This window comes from Streptomyces sp. NPDC058295 (assembly GCF_042880655.1).
GTDB classification, from domain to species: domain Bacteria; phylum Actinomycetota; class Actinomycetes; order Streptomycetales; family Streptomycetaceae; genus Streptomyces; species Streptomyces coriariae.
In genome coordinates, this window is record NZ_JBHVYO010000002.1 from 376,856 (window position 1) to 392,136 (window position 15,281).

15 protein-coding genes and 4 pseudogenes are annotated in these 15,281 nt (G+C 71.9%); 3 read left to right on the forward strand and 16 right to left on the reverse strand.

Annotated elements, in window-relative coordinates; genetic code table 11:
- Window positions 1–233 precede the first annotated feature (233 nt).
- The 3 genes and pseudogenes from ACFVYS_RS04000 to ACFVYS_RS04010 form a co-directional block, all read right to left on the reverse strand.
- Window positions 234–488: pseudogene (locus tag ACFVYS_RS04000) on the reverse strand (DUF6158 family protein); the annotation flags it as partial.
- 87 nt (window positions 489–575) lie between these two features.
- Window positions 576–2,195, reverse strand: a complete 1,620-nt coding sequence (locus ACFVYS_RS04005; RefSeq protein WP_389498581.1) for an ABC-F family ATP-binding cassette domain-containing protein — start codon at window positions 2,193–2,195, stop codon at window positions 576–578.
- A gap of 80 nt (window positions 2,196–2,275) precedes the next feature.
- A complete protein-coding gene (locus ACFVYS_RS04010) occupies window positions 2,276–2,935 on the reverse strand; it encodes a histidine phosphatase family protein (RefSeq protein WP_389498583.1) in 660 nt (219 codons plus the stop codon).
- A 68-nt stretch (window positions 2,936–3,003) separates the two neighbouring features.
- On the opposite strand from ACFVYS_RS04010, the pseudogene ACFVYS_RS04015 reads away from it, so the two are divergent.
- The 3 genes and pseudogenes from ACFVYS_RS04015 to ACFVYS_RS04025 all read left to right on the forward strand — a co-directional run.
- Window positions 3,004–3,600: pseudogene (locus ACFVYS_RS04015) on the forward strand (phosphatase PAP2 family protein); the annotation flags it as partial.
- Window positions 3,601–3,713: 113 nt separating this feature from the next.
- Window positions 3,714–4,535: a class I SAM-dependent methyltransferase gene (locus ACFVYS_RS04020; protein ID WP_389498585.1), complete on the forward strand. Its 822-nt coding sequence runs from the start codon at window positions 3,714–3,716 to the stop codon at window positions 4,533–4,535.
- A gap of 170 nt (window positions 4,536–4,705) precedes the next feature.
- Entirely contained in the window at window positions 4,706–4,876 is a 171-nt protein-coding gene (locus tag ACFVYS_RS04025) for a hypothetical protein (protein ID WP_054241705.1), read from the forward strand.
- A gap of 59 nt (window positions 4,877–4,935) precedes the next feature.
- Here ACFVYS_RS04025 and ACFVYS_RS04030 read toward each other — a convergent pair whose 3' ends face one another.
- The 13 genes and pseudogenes from ACFVYS_RS04030 to ACFVYS_RS04090 form a co-directional block, all read right to left on the reverse strand.
- The gene (locus ACFVYS_RS04030; RefSeq protein ID WP_327185915.1) at window positions 4,936–5,235 is read right to left on the reverse strand and encodes a gas vesicle protein K; all 300 of its coding nucleotides are present in this window, start codon (window positions 5,233–5,235) and stop codon (window positions 4,936–4,938) included.
- The gene (locus ACFVYS_RS04035) at window positions 5,217–5,405 is read right to left on the reverse strand and encodes a gas vesicle protein (protein WP_142266908.1); all 189 of its coding nucleotides are present in this window, start codon (window positions 5,403–5,405) and stop codon (window positions 5,217–5,219) included. The genes ACFVYS_RS04030 and ACFVYS_RS04035 overlap by 19 nt, the downstream gene beginning before the upstream one ends.
- Complete coding sequence (locus ACFVYS_RS04040) at window positions 5,402–6,175, reverse strand: GvpL/GvpF family gas vesicle protein (RefSeq protein WP_389498587.1); 774 nt, start codon at window positions 6,173–6,175, stop codon at window positions 5,402–5,404. The genes ACFVYS_RS04035 and ACFVYS_RS04040 overlap by 4 nt, the downstream gene beginning before the upstream one ends.
- A 68-nt stretch (window positions 6,176–6,243) precedes the next feature.
- Window positions 6,244–6,573: pseudogene (locus ACFVYS_RS04045) on the reverse strand (gas vesicle protein); the annotation flags it as partial.
- The gene (locus ACFVYS_RS04050) at window positions 6,570–7,739 is read right to left on the reverse strand and encodes an SRPBCC family protein (RefSeq protein ID WP_389498589.1); all 1,170 of its coding nucleotides are present in this window, start codon (window positions 7,737–7,739) and stop codon (window positions 6,570–6,572) included. The pseudogene ACFVYS_RS04045 and the gene ACFVYS_RS04050, both read right to left, overlap by 4 nt.
- Window positions 7,736–8,413 (reverse strand): DNA primase, encoded by a 678-nt coding sequence (locus ACFVYS_RS04055; protein WP_389498591.1) that lies wholly within the window; start codon window positions 8,411–8,413, stop codon window positions 7,736–7,738. Before ACFVYS_RS04055 ends, ACFVYS_RS04050 begins: the two co-directional genes overlap by 4 nt.
- Entirely contained in the window at window positions 8,410–8,673 is a 264-nt protein-coding gene (locus tag ACFVYS_RS04060; RefSeq protein ID WP_389498593.1) for a gas vesicle protein GvpG, read from the reverse strand. The genes ACFVYS_RS04055 and ACFVYS_RS04060 overlap by 4 nt, the downstream gene beginning before the upstream one ends.
- Window positions 8,674–8,680: 7 nt before the next feature.
- Window positions 8,681–9,433 (reverse strand): GvpL/GvpF family gas vesicle protein, encoded by a 753-nt coding sequence (locus ACFVYS_RS04065; protein ID WP_389498595.1) that lies wholly within the window; start codon window positions 9,431–9,433, stop codon window positions 8,681–8,683.
- On the reverse strand, window positions 9,430–9,867 hold the full coding sequence (locus tag ACFVYS_RS04070) for a gas vesicle structural protein GvpA (protein WP_054241599.1): 438 nt from the start codon (window positions 9,865–9,867) through the stop codon (window positions 9,430–9,432). The genes ACFVYS_RS04065 and ACFVYS_RS04070 overlap by 4 nt, the downstream gene beginning before the upstream one ends.
- A 58-nt stretch (window positions 9,868–9,925) precedes the next feature.
- Window positions 9,926–10,273, reverse strand: a pseudogene (locus ACFVYS_RS04075) (gas vesicle protein); the annotation flags it as partial.
- A gap of 237 nt (window positions 10,274–10,510) precedes the next feature.
- Window positions 10,511–11,443 (reverse strand): non-homologous end-joining DNA ligase, encoded by a 933-nt coding sequence (gene ligD, locus ACFVYS_RS04080; RefSeq protein ID WP_389498597.1) that lies wholly within the window; start codon window positions 11,441–11,443, stop codon window positions 10,511–10,513.
- The gene (locus ACFVYS_RS04085) at window positions 11,440–13,296 is read right to left on the reverse strand and encodes a transketolase (protein WP_389498598.1); all 1,857 of its coding nucleotides are present in this window, start codon (window positions 13,294–13,296) and stop codon (window positions 11,440–11,442) included. The genes ligD and ACFVYS_RS04085 overlap by 4 nt, the downstream gene beginning before the upstream one ends.
- 4 nt (window positions 13,297–13,300) lie before the next feature.
- Window positions 13,301–15,115, reverse strand: coding sequence for an FAD-dependent oxidoreductase (locus ACFVYS_RS04090; RefSeq protein WP_389498600.1), 1,815 nt, complete (start codon window positions 15,113–15,115; stop codon window positions 13,301–13,303).
- Between the last annotated feature and the right edge of the window lie 166 nt (window positions 15,116–15,281).

A 15,281-nucleotide genomic window follows, 5' to 3' on the forward strand; every position in this document is an offset into this window, starting at 1 on the left:
GCGGGACACTGTAGACAGTCTGCGACCAACCGGACACACACAGGCGTCCGGATACACACGAGAGACCGCGCAGCGGTCGTACGGCTCCGGTGGGCTCAGACCCCGCCGGAGCCGCTCGGCGTTCCCGGGCGTCCCGGACCCCACTTGCCGGCCGGGGTGCCCGCCGGACCGCCGCCCTCCCCGGGCGCCCGGCCCCCGGCCGGAGCCCGGCGCGGGGGCCGGGCGTCGTCGACTCCGACGGCCCGTTCCCTCGCCCCGTCCCGGGTGCGGCCCGGGGAGACGAAGCGGCGCGGGTTACGGCGCAGGTACTCGCCCTCCAGCTGGGCCATGCGGCCGTTGTGGGCGCGCAGGGCGTCGTTCGAGCCGTACAGCAGGGTGTCGTGGCGCGTGCGGTGGATCGTCTCCAGCTCTTTCATCAGCTGCTGGTCGTCCAGCCGGTCCGGGTCGACTCCGGTCATGGTCATGCCCCGCTCGTCGTGTTCGTCCATGCGGTTCGGGTACCCCACCCGGGAGCACGTCTCCGCCTCCACTGTACGAACATTCCGGCCCCCGGGCCCTCCGTGCGGGCCGGCTCCCTACCTGGCCCGCTCCACGCGCCGCTCGTCCCACACGGGCTCCGGGGTCTCCCGGACGCGGCCGTCGCTGCCGAAGACCAGGTAGCGGTCGAAGGAACGGGCGAACCAGCGGTCGTGGGTGACGGCGAGGACCGTACCGTCGAAGGCCTCGAGGCCCTCCTGGAGGGCTTCGGCGGACTCCAGGTCGAGGTTGTCGGTCGGCTCGTCGAGGAGCAGGGCCGTGACGCCCTGCAGTTCCAGCAGCAGGATCTGGAAGCGGGCCTGCTGGCCGCCGGAGAGCCGGTCGAAGCTCTGTTCGGCCTGCTGGGTCAGCTCGTAGCGGCGCAGCCGGGACATGGCCGCGCCCCGGTCCTGGGAGTGTTCGCTCCACAGGATGTCCAGGAGGGTACGGCCCAGGAGCTCGGGGTGGGCGTGGGTCTGGGCGAAGTGCCCGGGCACCACGCGCGCGCCGAGCTTCCACTCCCCCGTGTGCGTCACGGTGTCGCCGGCCAGCAGCCGCAGGAAGTGCGACTTGCCCGAACCGTTCGAGCCGAGGACGGCGACCCGCTCGCCGTAGAAGACCTCCAGGTCGAAGGGCTTCATCAGACCGGTGAGCTCGAGTCCCTTGCAGGTGACCGCCCGCACACCGGTGCGGCCGCCCTTCAGGCGCATCGTGATGTCCTGCTCGCGGGGCGGCTCCGGCGGCGGTCCTGCCTCCTCGAACTTGCGCAGCCGGGTCTGGGCGGCCTGATAGCGGGAGGCCAACTCATGGCTGATGGAGGCGGCCTGACGGAGGCTCAGGACCAACTTCTTCAGTTGGGCGTGCTTCTCGTCCCAGCGGCGGCGCAGCTCCTCGAAGCGGGCGAAGCGTTCGCGGCGGGCCTCGTGGTAGGTGGCGAAACCGCCGCCGTGCACCCAGGCGTCGGCGCCGGCCGGGCCGGGCTCGACGGAGACGATCTTCTCGGCGGCGCGGGAGAGGAGCTCGCGGTCGTGGGAGACGAAGAGGACCGTCTTGCGGGTCTCCTTCAGCCGTTCCTCCAGCCACCGCTTGCCGGGCACGTCGAGGTAGTTGTCCGGCTCGTCGAGCAGCAGCACCTCGTCGGTGCCGCGCAGCAGCGCCTCCAGCACGAGCCGCTTCTGCTCGCCGCCGGAGAGGGTGCGGACGAGGCGGAACTGGGCCTTGTCGTAGGGGACGCCGAGCGCGGCCGTGGTGCACATGTCCCAGAGCGTCTCGGCCTCGTACCCGCGCACCTCGGCCCAGTCGGAGAGGGCCTGCGCGTACTGGAGCTGCGCGGCCTCGTCGTCGACGGTCATGATCGCGTGCTCGGCCTTGTCGACGGCCCGCGCGACCTCACGGATGCGGGGCGAGGCCACGGACACCAGCAGGTCGCGGACGGTCGTCTCGTCCCGCACGGAGCCCACGAACTGGCGCATCACGCCGAGGCCGCCGGACACGGTGACGGTCCCGCCGTGCGGTTTCAGCTCGGCCGAGATCAGCCGCAGCAGGGTCGTCTTGCCGGCGCCGTTGGGTCCGACCAGCGCCACCACGGCCCCTTCGCCCACCCGGAAGGACACGTCGCCGAGCAACGCCCTCCCGTCGGGGAGGTAGTACTCGAGGTGCGCGGCTTCCAGGTGTCCCATGGGGAGGCATTCTGCGGTCCGCCCACGGGATGCGGCAAACCGTTATGCGCGGCGGGCCGGGGAGGGCGCGCCGCCGCCCGTCAGCCGCCGGCGCCCGCCACCGGCTGCCCCGCCGGGCCTGCCTGGCCCGCCGGCACGACCGTCGCTCCCGCCCAGGACAGGGCCTTCCAGCCGTCGGCCGGGGAGCCCTCGAGGACGACGGTGCCGGTGTTGGCGAGCCGGTTGGCCGCGGCGAAGGGAACGTCGACGTTGTCGGCGCGGGTGGCCGCCCAGGCGCGGATCGCGGCGCCGTGGCTGACCATCACGACGGTGCCCGCGCCGCTCGCCGCGGCCTCGGCGACCACGGCGTCGTACCGCGCCAGGAACTCGGTACCGCTCTCGCCGCCCGGCATGCGCAGCTCGACGTCGCCCGCCGCCCAGGCGAACACCGTGCGCATGTAGAGCTCGCCGCGCTCCGAGTTGCCGGGCACCATCTCCAGGTCGCCCGCGGAGATCTCCCGGATGCCGTCGCGGACCAGGACGTCGAGACCGCGGGCGGCGGCCAGCGGGGCGGCGGTCAGCCGGGTGCGCACCAGGGTGGAGCCGTAGAGGACCTCGATGTCCTCGTCGGCGAGGGCCTGCGGAAGGGCGGCGGCCTGCTGCGCGCCGAGTTCGGTGAGGCCGGGCCCGGGAACGGCGGTGTCGAGCAGGTAGTCCACGTTCGAGGGGGTCTGGCCGTGGCGGACGAGCAGCAGTCGCATGCAGTGACCCTCCGATGTCGAAAGCCGCCCCCGCACAAGAAACGGCCACTTCAGGGTACCCGCAGCGCATGATGCCCGACGTCGATCTCACCGTCCTGAAGCCCGGCCGGCACGGCCCGCGCGATCTGTTTCTCGCCCTCGACGACCAGGTGTTCGCGTTCGCCGCCGAGCGGCACTGGCCGGCCGCCGAACCGATCCTGCCGCGACTGAGCCGCAGCGCGAACCACGGCGTGCTCTGGTTCGCGACGGCGGCGGCCGTCGCCGTGTCCGGCACGCCCCGGGCCCGCCGCGCCGCCGCGCGCGGGCTGGCCTCCCTCGGCTTGGCGTCCCTCACCATCAACACCCTCGGCAAGCGTTCGGTGCGCCGGTCCCGGCCCGGGCTGGACGCGGTGCCGCTGGGGCGGCGGCTGAAGCGGCAGCCGATCACCACCTCCTTCCCGTCCGGTCACTCCGCGTCGGCGGCCGCGTTCGCGGCCGGCATCGCCCTGGAGTCGCCGGTCTGGGGCGCGGTGGTGGCGCCGGTCGCGTTCTCGGTGGCGATGTCCCGGGTGTACACCGGCGTCCACTTCCCGAGCGACGTGCTCGCGGGCGCGGCGCTGGGCGTCGGCGCCGCGTTCGCCGTCCGGCACGCCGCGCGCCTGCGACGGCGAAGTCACCCGGGCGCGGAAGACGCCTGACGAACCGTCAGCCCACATTCCAAGACGATCGGTCTCACCATCCGAGCATCGGCGTACCGTGTGGGAACCGGGGACCCGGTTCGTCGAGAAGGGGTAGAGCCATGCCGAAAGCACAGGAGACGGCCGTCTACACGCACGGACACCACGAGTCGGTGCTGCGTTCGCACACCTGGCGGACCGCCGCCAACTCCGCGGCCTACCTGCTCGGTTCGCTGAAGCCCCACATGAAGATCCTGGACATCGGCTGCGGTCCCGGCACCATCACCGCCGACCTGGCCGCCCTGGTCCCCGACGGGCACGTCACCGGCGTCGATCACGCGCCGGGAATCCTGGAGCAGGCGCGGGCCACGGCCGCCGAGCGGGGTCTGGCCAACATCGACTTCGCGGTCGCCGACGTGCACGCCCTGGCCTACCCGGACGACACCTTCTGCGTCGTCCACGCCCACCAGGTGCTCCAGCATGTGGGCGACCCGGTGCAGGCGCTGCGCGAGATGCTGCGGGTGACGAAGCCGGGCGGGTACGTCGCCGTCCGCGACTCGGACTACGCGGCGATGACCTGGTACCCCGCCTCGTCCGGGATGGACGACTGGCTGGACCTGTACCGCCGGGTGGCCCGGGCCAACGGCGGCGAACCGGACGCCGGGCGCCGGCTGAAGTCCTGGGCGCTGACCGCGGGGTTCACCGACATCACGGCCACCTCCGCCACCTGGACCTTCAGCACCGCCGAGGAGCGGGCCTGGTGGAGCGGCCTGTGGGCCGACCGCACCGTGGCCTCGGCGTACGCCGAACGCGCCACGGAGGGCGGGCACGCCACGGTGGAGGAACTGCACGCCGTGTCGGAGGCCTGGCGGGAGTGGGGGCGACGGGAGGACGGCTGGTTCAGCGTCCTGCACGCGGAGATCCTGTGCCGGAAGGCCGGCTGATCCGCGGACCGAGCGGAAGGAATCACGTGTGCATCACGCACGCGGCATGCGGACGTCACGGATGTGCGCACGCGTCACGGAAGATCCGCGGACGGCTCGTGGACGATTCGTAAATGACGCGCGAATGATTTCCGGAATCCGGGAAACCCGCATTGCAGGAGGTTGACACTATGGTTCCCGTTCTGCTGGTTCTGCTGCTGGTGCTGATTCTTTTCGGCGCCGGATTCGCGGTGAAGTTGCTCTGGTGGATCGCACTCGCGGTCCTCGTCCTCTGGCTGCTCGGCTTCCTGGCTCGCGGAACCAATTCCGCGGGAGGCAGGGGTCGCTGGTACAGGTGGTGAACCGAGGCACCGAAGCGATAAAGCAATAAGCAACACCCGCTTCCCCGGGCGTGAGCGACTCACTCCCGGGGAAGCAGCGGTCCCAGCGGCCCGAGGTCCAGATTCAGGTCCTCGGGCCGCAGTCCGTAGCGTTCGCGCAGCTCGGTCATGCGGTCGTCGAGCAGCATCAGAGTGAGCCCGATCCGCTCCTCCTGCTCCTCGTTCAGGTCACCCGTGTCGAAGCGGCGCAGCGCCTGCCGCTCCATCAGCTGGCGCAGCAACTCCACGACGGTCAGGACGAGTTTCACCAGATCGCGCTCGACGGTGTCCGGCTCGAGGTCGAGGTGGTTGCGGCGTTCGGTCACGGCGAATCCCCCCATGGCGACGGTACTTGCTCATTGACGGAGCTGATCAGCGCGTTGAGGTCGATGCGGACGAGGTCGACGTCCGCGATGCGCAGCGTGATGTCCCCGGTGATGACGACCCCGCCGGCCAGCAGCCGGTCGAGGAGGTCGACGAGGGCGACCTCACGGCGCTCCACCACGGTCATGCGCCCTCCCCCGGCTCACCGGCGGACTCCACGAAGGAATAGGCGGCCCATGGCCCCGTGAGTTCGACACGCATTCCGGATTCCTCCCCCTTGGTGCGGTCCACCATTTCCACGAATTCCTCGGACTCCGCACGCGAAACGAGATAGGCGGCGTTCAGGACATTCTGTCCCGACGCCTTGGAAAGGGCGGAGTTCTGCGGCGGGTGGAGGCGGGCGTCCTCGGCGTGCGCGGACAACGTCTCGTGGAGACTTCCGGCGAACCGCTCGGCCCGCTGCCAGGTGTCGTCGTGGGCCCGGGCCTTCGTGCGCCGCTGCATCAGGTAGTCCCGGCCCGAAGCGGGCTTCGTCACGGCCTGCTCGGCCTCCTGCGCCTCGGGCTCGACATACACCTTCACCCCCCACTCGACCCGCCCCGCGAGCCGGTCCAGGACGCGCCGGAAGTCCTCCTCGCGCTCCTCCATCATCACGCGGACCCCGCTGTCGTCCCGGAACACCGTGGCGAGCCGGAGCGGCAGCGGAGTGGTGACGGCCGTGAGGGAGTCGATCACCTGCTGATGGGCGCGGGCGGTCTCCGTCAGCCAGTCCAGGTCCTCCAGGCGGCGGCGCAGTGGCTCCTCCGCGAAGTCCCGCTCCGGCACATGGCTGACCACGGCGATCAGGCCGCGGTGGGTGAGCAGTCGGGGCGGATCGCCCGCCACCCCCGGCAGGTCGGCCTGGAGAGGCGCGCCGAGGGGGTGGCAGACGGCGTACACGTACCGCAGTCCGGTCATGGTGACTCCTCTCGGACGTCCTGCGGGGCCCGGCTCTCACTCGGAGCCCGGCCCTTCTTCGGTGCGCGGCTCTCCTCCGGGGCGCGGCCCAGCTCCAGTTCCTCCAGCCGCGCCAGCCGCTCTCGCAACTCGGCGTTCTCACGCGCCAGTTCGTTGCGGCGGGCGCCGGAGGAAAGGGCCGGGTCGTCCTCCCACCAGTCGATGCCCATCTCCTTGGCTTTGTCGACGGAGGCGACGATGAGCCGGAGCTTGATGGTGAGCAGTTCGATGTCGAGCAGGTTGATCCGGATGTCGCCCGCGATGACGATGCCCTTGTCGAGGACGCGTTCCAGGATGTCCGCGAGGTTGGCTCCGCCGCCCTGGCCGTACGGCTCCGGCATCCGGCTCGGCATGCTCATCGACGGGCCCTGGCCTTCTCACGGGTGTCCTCGGCCCGGGGCTCCTCCTCGGGCTCCTCCTCGTCGTCGTACTCCTCGTACTCGTCCTCGGCGGCCTCCGGCTCGCCCTCCTCGGCTTCGTCCTCCTCCTCGTACTCGCCCTCGGGCTCCGCCTCCTCGTCCTCGGCGGTCGGGCCCTCGTCGTCCTCGTACTCCTCATCGTCCTCCGGGGCGGTGTCCTCGGCATCCCGCGCCTCGGCACCCTCCTCGGGCTCCTCGTTCTCCTCGTTCTCCTCGTCCTCCTGGGCGACCGCGTCCTCGTGGGACGTGACGACCTCGCCGTCGCGGATCTCACCGCGCCAGCTGTCCTCCGCCTCCCCCTTGATGGTGATGAAGCGGGCGAAGTTCTTCAGGTCGAGGCGGGCACGGCGGCCCTGGGCGCGCCAGATGTTGCCGGTCTTCTCGAACAGACCCGTCGGGTAGTACTCGATGACCAGCAGGATCCGGGTGAGGTTCTCGGCGAGCTCGTGGAAGGAGACGACGCCCTTCGTCGTGCCCTTGGCGCCCTCCGACGTCCAGGCGATCCGGTCGTCCGGCACCTGCTCGGTGGTCTTCGCCTTCCAGCTGCGGTTGGACCAGAAGACCTTCGCCTGCCAGTCGCTGGTGACGTCGTCGGCGCGGTTCGCGCTTTTGACGCCCTTGGCGAAGGTGCTGAAGTCCTGGTACTGCGTCCACTGGTCGTAGGCGGTGCGCAGCGGCACGCCGACGTCGATCGTCTCCATGATCACGGTCGGCTTCTTGCCGGCGCTCTTCTTGCCCTTGCCGCCCTTGCCGCCGAGGTTCTTGAAGGCTCCGGTCACCTTGTCCTTGACCCGCGAGCCGCCGAGCTCCAGCGCGGTGCGCAGCGGTCCCTTGCCCTCGGCGACCTTGCGGCCGCCTTCGAGGGCGAGCTTGGCGAAGCCAGGGCTGTTGCCCTCGGCGATGTCGTTGAGCTTGCCCGTGGTCTCCCCGAGCTTCTGGCCGACACCGGTCAGCAGGCGGGTGGCCTGCGCGGCGAGGTACTCCTGCACCTCTTCCTTGAGCCGGTCGGCGGCCTCGCTGTGGGCCACGCCGGAGAGCGGGTTGCCGCCCGCCGCCTTGCCGGCCGCGGAGGTCGCGGACTTGGCGGATCCGAGGGTTTCGGTCATCGGTCACCGCCTCCCTTCGGCCGCCGGGCCCGGGAACCGGTACCGGAGGCGGCCCTAGATGCGGTCCTCGCGCCCGTCTTGCCGGCCGACGCGGTCTTCTTCGCGGCCGTGGCGCGGGCCGGGGCCTTCTTGGCGGGCGCCTTCTTCGCGGGGGCCTTCTTGGCGGGCGCCTTCTTCGCGGGCGCCTTCTTCGCCGTCTTCCTCGGCGGTTCCTCCTCTTCGCCCTCGTCGTCCTCCTCGGAGGCGTCCTGCGGCTCCTCGTCCTCCTCGGCGTCCTGAGGCTCGTCGTCCTCCTCGGCGTCCTGAGGCTCGTCGTACTCCTCGTCCGCCTCGTCGTCCGCGTCCTGCCCGGGCACGACTCCCTCCAGCTGGTCGCGCACCTCGGCGGTGCGGCCGTGCAGCCGGTCCGCGAGCGCCTCGATCTGCCGCTCGACCATGGCGCCGGAGGCGGCCTTGCCGACCCCGCGCAGGTCCTGGCGCAGCTGGTCGCCGATCTCCTTGAACTGCGGGTTGTCCTGCAGCTGCTTGGAGACCAGGTCCGCGATTCCCTTGGGGGTCAGGTTCATCCGCTTGCCGGCCACCAAGGAGCCGACGGCGAAGGCCAGTTTCAGTTTCTTGGTACGTCCGAGGAAGTACCCGGCCCCGACCGCGAGGCCCAATGCCGTTCGGTTCATCCTGTCCACCCGTCGTCCGTTCCCGCGCTTCTGCGCGTCGCGCTCTCCAGCCGGTCGAGGAGTTCGTCCTCCTGCTCGTCGAACTCCTCCTCAGTGATCTCGCCGGCGTCCAACCGCTCTTCCAAACGGGCGAGTTCGGCCCGGACCGTGGAGGGGTCGTAGTAGATCCGCTCGGCCTCCTGGACCACCTGTCCGATCACCCAACCGCTACCGCGCACCGGGGCGAACGGCAGCAACAGCACCTCTGAGATGAGTCCCATGGCGCACCTACTCCGTGGTGGTGCCCGCCGGTTCGGCCGGGCCGGGCTCGACGAAGCTGTACGGCGGCAGCGGCCCGTTGACGCGCAGTTCGAGGTGCGGACGGCCCTTGCGGAGCTCCTCCGCGGCCTCCAGGAACTGGGCCGCCGAGTCGCGGTCCACCAGGAACGAGACGTTGACCAGCCAGCCGGTGGACTCGGGGCCCACACTGGTGGCCGCGGCCAGCGGCTCGAGGTTCTGCTGCACGTCGGCCGCGTCCTCGGCCTCCTTGGCCTTCACCGCGGCGGCCACCATCTCGCCGAGCTGCAGCTTCTGTTCGTAACTGCCGCCGCCCGACTGCCGGTTGGCCTCCGCGAGGCCCCGCAGTTCGGGACTCTCGGCCATCACCTGGTGCAGAACGGCCTCCTCGACGTGCGAGGCCTTGATGTTGTACTCGACCTTGCCGTCCAGTGCCCGCAGGCGCTCCTCGTAGTGCTCGGTGCGCTCGGCCAGGACCCCGGTGACGGAACTGTCGTCGGGGGCGACACTGCCGAACCGCATGGGCAGCACACAGCCGTCGGCTCCCGCCTCGGCGAGCACGGTCTGGTGGGCGAGCAGCTCCCTGCGTTTGGGCCGCAGCCCCTCGGGAGCGTCGCTGACGACCGCCGCCAGGGTGCCCTCCTTCAGGACGCGCACCGGCAGGGCCGGGTCGCCGACACCGGCCAGGCCGTCCGGAAGGTCGGGGTGCGAGCTCGCGACGATGCCGTACACGTAGGTGCTCACTCCTGCTCCTCCTTCCGGCGCGCGGTGGTGCTCTTGCGGGCGCGCGGCCTGGAGGTCCGCTCCTCCTGCTCGGAGCCCTCGTCACGGGCCTGCTTGAAGGCGCCGGAGATGGTCTCCGCGGCGCCGGACAGCGCGCCCTTGGACTTGCCGCGCGCGCCGGACTCGGTGATCTCGCCGACCAGGTCGGGCAGGCCCGGGCTCTTGCGCGGCCCCGCCTCCAGGTCCAGCCGGTTGCACGCCTCGGCGAAGCGCAGATAGGTGTCGACGCTGGCCACCACGACCCGTACGTCGATCTTGAGGATCTCGATACCGACCAGGGAGACCCGTATGAACGCGTCGATGACGAGACCCCTGTCGAGGACGAGCTCCAGCACGTCGTAGAGGCCGCTGGAGCCGCCTCCACCGCCGGACTGCTGGGCCGGAACAACGGTCATGTCGACCGCGCCTCCTTGTCTGGGATTGGATGATCGGGAACGACTGCGGGCCGGCGACCTAGCGGCCGCCCGGCCGATGTGCGTCGGAGCGCCCCCGCTCGTAGCGGCGGACGCGCCGGTAGCCGGTGAGCTGTCCACCGGGATCGAGCTCGACCTGGTAGCTCGCCATCAGGCTCATCGTGTCGGGCACGCGGGACAGCTCCAGGACCTCGACGTCCAGGGACCAGCCGTCCTCCGTCTGCTCGAAGGACGAGACACTCTCGGCGGTCATCCCCGTCAGCTCGGTGAGCTGGGCGCGCGCCTGGCGCAGCACCTCCATGGGGCTCGGCCGGTCGTCCGCCACGTCGTCCTGTCCTTCCTTGCTCGTCCGAGTCCGCGAAACCTCCGGACTCTCCGAACGGGATGATCTCTGTGGTCTCTTCGGTCGCTTCGGTCTCTGCGTCGGTCCCGGTGAACCCTGCGGGCTTCGCGAGGTCCCTGAGGCCTCCGCGGTCCGCGAGGTTCGTGAACTTTGTGGATTGTGTGATTCAGGTGATTCATGCGCGTCGCGTGCATTGCGTGACGCATGTGACTGTGCTGTGCTTTTTGTGTTCACCATGGCCACCTCTTCTTCCGGGTGGCCCAAAGGCTCTTGGTCAAACCTTCACGCGGCACGGAGTGCGTCGAGCCGACGCCGGGCCGGGCCGAGGGCACGCCCGCGGCCCGGCAGCGCCGACCAGGGACGGGCGTGGGCCTGCTCGGCGGCGTCGGCGATGGTCCAGCGGCGCGGGCCCAGCTCCGGATCGTGCAGCTGCTCCCAGGTGATGGGCGTGGCGACGGGCGCCCCCGGCAGCGCGCGCACCGTGCAGGGGGCGACGGCGGTCTGCGCGTAGCCGTTGCGCTGCACGTCCAGGTAGAGCCGGTCGCCGCGGTCCTTCTTGCGGGCTGCCGTGGTCAGCCGGTCGGGGTGCTCGGCGACGAGCAGTTCGGCGGCGTCCCGGGCGAAACCGCGCACCTCGTCGAAGTCGTCGTGCCCGTCGACCGGGACGACGACGTGCAGTCCGCGCGAGCCCGTCGTCATCAGGGCCGAGGGCAGCCGCAGCTGGTCGAGGAGCTCGCCGAGCCATTCGGCGGCCTCCCGGACGGCGCCGAAGCCGGAGCCGTCGGCCGGGTCGAGGTCGAAGACCATCAGGTCCGGACGCTCCTCCCGGCCGACCCGCGACAGCCAGCGGTGCAGGGTGAGGCACGCCTGGTCGGCGAGGTAGGCGAGGGTGGCGGACTCGTCGCAGACGGGGTGGCGGACGGTGCCGCCCTCCTTGGCCACCTCGGCCCGCGGGATCCACTCCGGGTAGTGCTCGGGAGTGTTCTTCTGCATGAAGCGGGGCCCGTCGATCCCGTCCGGGTGCCGTTCCAGCATCAGCGGACGGCCGCGCAGATGCGGAACCATGAACGCGGCGACCGACCGGTAGTACGCCACCAGATCGCCCTTCGTGTACTGCTTCGCCTCCGCGCCGCCCGGGAAGAGCACCTTGTCCGGCCGGTGGACCTCGACGCTGCGTCGGCCCACCCGCACCTTCCGCACGGCGTCACCGCTCACGGCGCGATCGCCTGCTCCACCAGCAGCCGGGCGGACGCGGCGATCGACTCGGCGTCGATGCCCGCGGCGTGCAGCTGCTCGGCCGGGCTCGCCGAGCCGGGCATCGTCCGGACGGCGAGCCGCACCAGCCGGGGCACCGGCCGCCCGTCGAGGAAGGCGTCGAGGACCGCGTCCCCGAGGCCGCCCTGCTCGTGGTGGTCCTCCACGCTCAGCAGCAGACCGGTCTCCTCGGCGGCCCGGCGCAGCGTGGCCCGGTCGACGGGCTTGACCGAGTACAGGTCGATCACCCGGGCCGCGATGCCCTCGCCGTCCAGCGCCTCGGCGGCCTTCAACGCCTCGTGCACGGTGACGCCGGCCGCGACGATCGTCAGCCGGTCCCGGTCGGAGGAGCGCAGCACCTTGCTGCCGCCGACGGGGAACTCCTCGTCCGGCCCGTAGAGCACCGGGTCGGCGCCGCGCGAGGTGCGCAGGTAGCGGACGCCGTCCAGGCCGGCCATGGCGGCGACGAGCCGGGCGGTCTGGTGGGGGTCGCACGGGTACAGCACGGTCGAGCCGTGCACGGCCCGGAACATCGCCAGGTCCTCCAGACCCATCTGCGAGGGGCCGTCCTGTCCGATGGCGACCCCCGCGTGCGAGCCGACGAGGTTGATGCCGGCCCCGCTGACCGCGGCCATCCGGACGAAGTCGTGGGCCCGGGTCAGGAAGGCCGCGAACGTCGAGGCGTACGGCACCCAGCCGCGCGTCGCGAGGCCGACCGCGGCGGCGACGAGCTGCTGTTCGGCGATGTAGCACTCGAAGAACCGGTCCGGGTGCTCCTTGGCGAAGGCTTCGGCGCGCGTGGAGTCGCTCACCTCGCCGTCGAGGGCGACGATGTCCTCGCGGGCGGCGCCGAGAGCGGCCAGGGCCTTGCCGTAGGCGTCACGGGTCGCCACGCCCTTCTCGCGGTCCTCCCCCTCCCAGCGGGGCAGCACGAGGGGCCCGGTCGGGACGGAGTGCAGCATGCGGGCCTCGGCCGGCTCCCGTACGTGGACCCGCAGGTCACGGAGGCCGCCCAGTTCCTCGATGGCCTCGTCGGCGTCGGGCAGCGGCTTGCCGTGCAGGCCCTCGCGGTCCTCGACGGACCCGACGCCCTTGCCCTTGAGGGTGCGGGCGAGGATCGCGGTGGGCTGCCCCAGGGTGGAGGCTGCCTCGCCGTAGGCGCGGTCGACGGCGTCCACGTCGTGTCCGTCGATCTCGATCGTGTGCCAGCCGAAGGCCTGGAAGCGGCGGGCGTAGGCGCCGAGGTCGTGGCCGTGCCGGGTGGGGCCGCGCTGGCCGAGCCGGTTGACGTCGACGATCACCGTCAGGTTGTCGAGGTGTTCGTGGCCCGCGTGCTCGGCGGCCTCCCACACCGAGCCCTCGGCGAGCTCGCTGTCCCCGCACACCACCCACACGCGGTAGCCGATGCGGTCCAGCCGCTTCCCGGCCAGCGCGATGCCGACGCCCACCGGAAGACCCTGGCCGAGCGAGCCGGTGGCCGTCTCGACCCACGGCAGCCGTTGCGGGGTGGGGTGCCCCTCGAGCCGGCTGCCGAGGGCGCGGAAGGTCAGCAGTTCCTCGTCGTCGATGGCCCCGGCGGCCTTGTAGGCCGAGTACAGCAGGGGGGACGCATGGCCCTTCGAGAGGACGAAGCGGTCGTTGCCCGGGTGCGCCGGGCGGTCGAAGTCGTAGCGGAAGTGGTTGGCGAGCAGTACGGCCATCAGGTCCGCGGCCGACATCGAGGACGTCGGATGCCCGGAGCCCGCGGCGGCGGAGGCACGCACACTGTCGACCCGCAACTGCTGGCCGAGTTCGGTGAGTTCGGCGGTGTCCATCTGGCTACCGGTCTCCCTTGGCGTCGCGGGAGTCGCGGGGGTCGCCGCCCTCTACGGGGCCGGGGGCCGGCTTGCCCTCGGCGGTCCCGTCGCTCCCCTCGGTCGCCGGTCCCGAACTGTGCCGCCCCACCTCGGGGGTCGGCGAGTCGATCGACTGGGAACCCTCCTCCGGGGACGACTGCCCCACCCGGGACCCGTTCCCGCCGCCCGAATGCCGTCCCACCTCGGGTGTCGGCGAGGTGATGGACTGGGAACCGTCCTCCGGGGAGGGGTGATGCTCGCCGGATCCGTCCTTCGCCTTGTTGCCGTCGTTCACGTCGTTCACGTCCTTCACGTCGTTCTCCTCGTTCCTGTCGTCCGTGCTCTTGCCGAGCGCGTTCTTGCCGTGCGCGTTCTCGTCGTCCGTGCCGTCCGTGCCGTCCGTGCCGTCCGCTTCGCTCCCGGCGTTCACGTCCTCCTCGGTGGCCGCGCCGGGGCCGGAGGCCGTGGACTGGTGCCGCTGGTCCCCGGGTACCCGCGCCAGTTCCGGCGACGCGGTGTCCAGCGGTACCGACCAGGACCGGACCAGGCCCAACTGGACGTCCTGACGCGGAAGTACGGCGTCCAGCAGCCAGTCGGCGGCGACGCGCACCCGGTTGCCGGGCATGGCGGCGAGATGGTAGCCACGGGCGACGGCGCCGGCCGCGGGGCCGGACAGGTGGACGCCGAGCGGATTGGCGGCGGCCTGCACCCCGCCCAGGTCCACGACGAACCCCAGGTCCTTGTGCCGGTAGGGCCGCAGACCGGTCGCGCCGCCGCCCTCGACGAGAGAGGCGGCCACGTTCCGCCCGGCCACCTTGCCCTGCCGCCAGGCGTGCTGCGCGGTCATCGGCGTGTACTCCCCGGGCCTCTCCAGATCCGGTACCGCGGCGGCGTCACCGCACGCGAACACCTCGGGCCTGCCCGGTACCTGGAGCGTCGGCTCGACGAGCAACCGCCCGCGTTCCATGGGCAGCCCGAGCGACTCCGCGAGGGGATCGGGCCGTACGCCCACGCACCACGCCAGGGTGCGGGTGTCGACGAACTCGCCGTCGGTCAGCAGGACCCCCTCACGGGTGGCCTCCTTGACGGAGGTCCCCATGCGCACCTCGACGCCCCGTGCGCGCAGCACCCGGTCGGCGGTGCGGGAGAGCCGTTCGTCCAGCTCGGGCAGGACGCGCGACGCGAGGTCGAGGAGCAGCCAGCGCGGCCGTATGCCCCGCCGCAGGGGGTGGGCGCGGACCAGGGCGTCGGTGAACAGCTGTCCCTGCGCGGCGACTTCGGTACCGGTGTAGCCCGCGCCGACCACGACGAACGTGCAACGCGCCGTGCACTCGTCGGCGTTCGTGCCGGAAGCCGCCAACTCCACCTGCCGGGTGAGGTGATCGCGCAGATAGAGGGCTTCGGGCAGGCCGCGGAACCCGTGCGCGTGCTCGGCGACCCCGGGGATGGGCAGCAGCTTGTTGACGCTGCCGGCGGCCAGCACGAGCCGGTCGTAACCGAGCGTGCCCCTGTCCCCCTCGGGGTTCGTGTAGTGGACGGTGCGCGCGTCGAGGTCCACGTGCTCGGCCTCGCCGAGCACCGGCCGCACCTCGCGCAGGGTCCCCGACAGGGAGACGGTGACCCGGCGCGGCTCCAGGATGCCCGCCGCCACCTGGGGCAGCAGGGGCAGGTACAGGAAGTAGTCGGTCGGGTTGAGCAGAGTGATGTCGGCCCGGCCCCTGGCCGCCCGCGCCAGGGTCCGGGCCGTCCGGTACCCGGCGAAGCCGGCTCCGACGATCACGATGCGGGGACGCCTCACGGTGGGCCTCCGAAGGGGTTCGGACGGTTGTCGTACGAAGGTTTCCGCGTCCCCCCGGCAGGAGCCGCCAAACGTGCGCCGGTGTCCCCTCCGGGCGCCCGGCGTCCGCGGCGCGACGGCCCCGGAGGCACCGGGAACGCCCGCACGCACCGGGCGGCCCCGCGGC

Bases quoted from the DNA above. Each gene is read 5' to 3' on its own strand.
- ACFVYS_RS04055 (WP_389498591.1), bottom strand. From the start codon at position 8,413: ATGAACCGAACGGCATTGGGCCTCGCGGTCGGGGCCGGGTACTTCCTC.
- ACFVYS_RS04030 (WP_327185915.1), bottom strand. From the start codon at position 5,235: ATGGGGGGATTCGCCGTGACCGAACGCCGCAACCACCTCGACCTCGAG.
- ACFVYS_RS04050 (WP_389498589.1), bottom strand. From the start codon at position 7,739: ATGACCGAAACCCTCGGATCCGCCAAGTCCGCGACCTCCGCGGCCGGC.
- ACFVYS_RS04040 (WP_389498587.1), bottom strand. From the start codon at position 6,175: ATGACCGGACTGCGGTACGTGTACGCCGTCTGCCACCCCCTCGGCGCG.
- ACFVYS_RS04085 (WP_389498598.1), bottom strand. From the start codon at position 13,296: ATGGACACCGCCGAACTCACCGAACTCGGCCAGCAGTTGCGGGTCGAC.
- ACFVYS_RS04020 (WP_389498585.1), top strand. From the start codon at position 3,714: ATGCCGAAAGCACAGGAGACGGCCGTCTACACGCACGGACACCACGAG.
- ACFVYS_RS04005 (WP_389498581.1), bottom strand. From the start codon at position 2,195: ATGGGACACCTGGAAGCCGCGCACCTCGAGTACTACCTCCCCGACGGG.
- ACFVYS_RS04025 (WP_054241705.1), top strand. From the start codon at position 4,706: ATGGTTCCCGTTCTGCTGGTTCTGCTGCTGGTGCTGATTCTTTTCGGC.
- ACFVYS_RS04035 (WP_142266908.1), bottom strand. From the start codon at position 5,405: ATGACCGTGGTGGAGCGCCGTGAGGTCGCCCTCGTCGACCTCCTCGAC.
- ACFVYS_RS04060 (WP_389498593.1), bottom strand. From the start codon at position 8,673: ATGGGACTCATCTCAGAGGTGCTGTTGCTGCCGTTCGCCCCGGTGCGC.
- ACFVYS_RS04070 (WP_054241599.1), bottom strand. From the start codon at position 9,867: ATGACCGTTGTTCCGGCCCAGCAGTCCGGCGGTGGAGGCGGCTCCAGC.
- ACFVYS_RS04010 (WP_389498583.1), bottom strand. From the start codon at position 2,935: ATGCGACTGCTGCTCGTCCGCCACGGCCAGACCCCCTCGAACGTGGAC.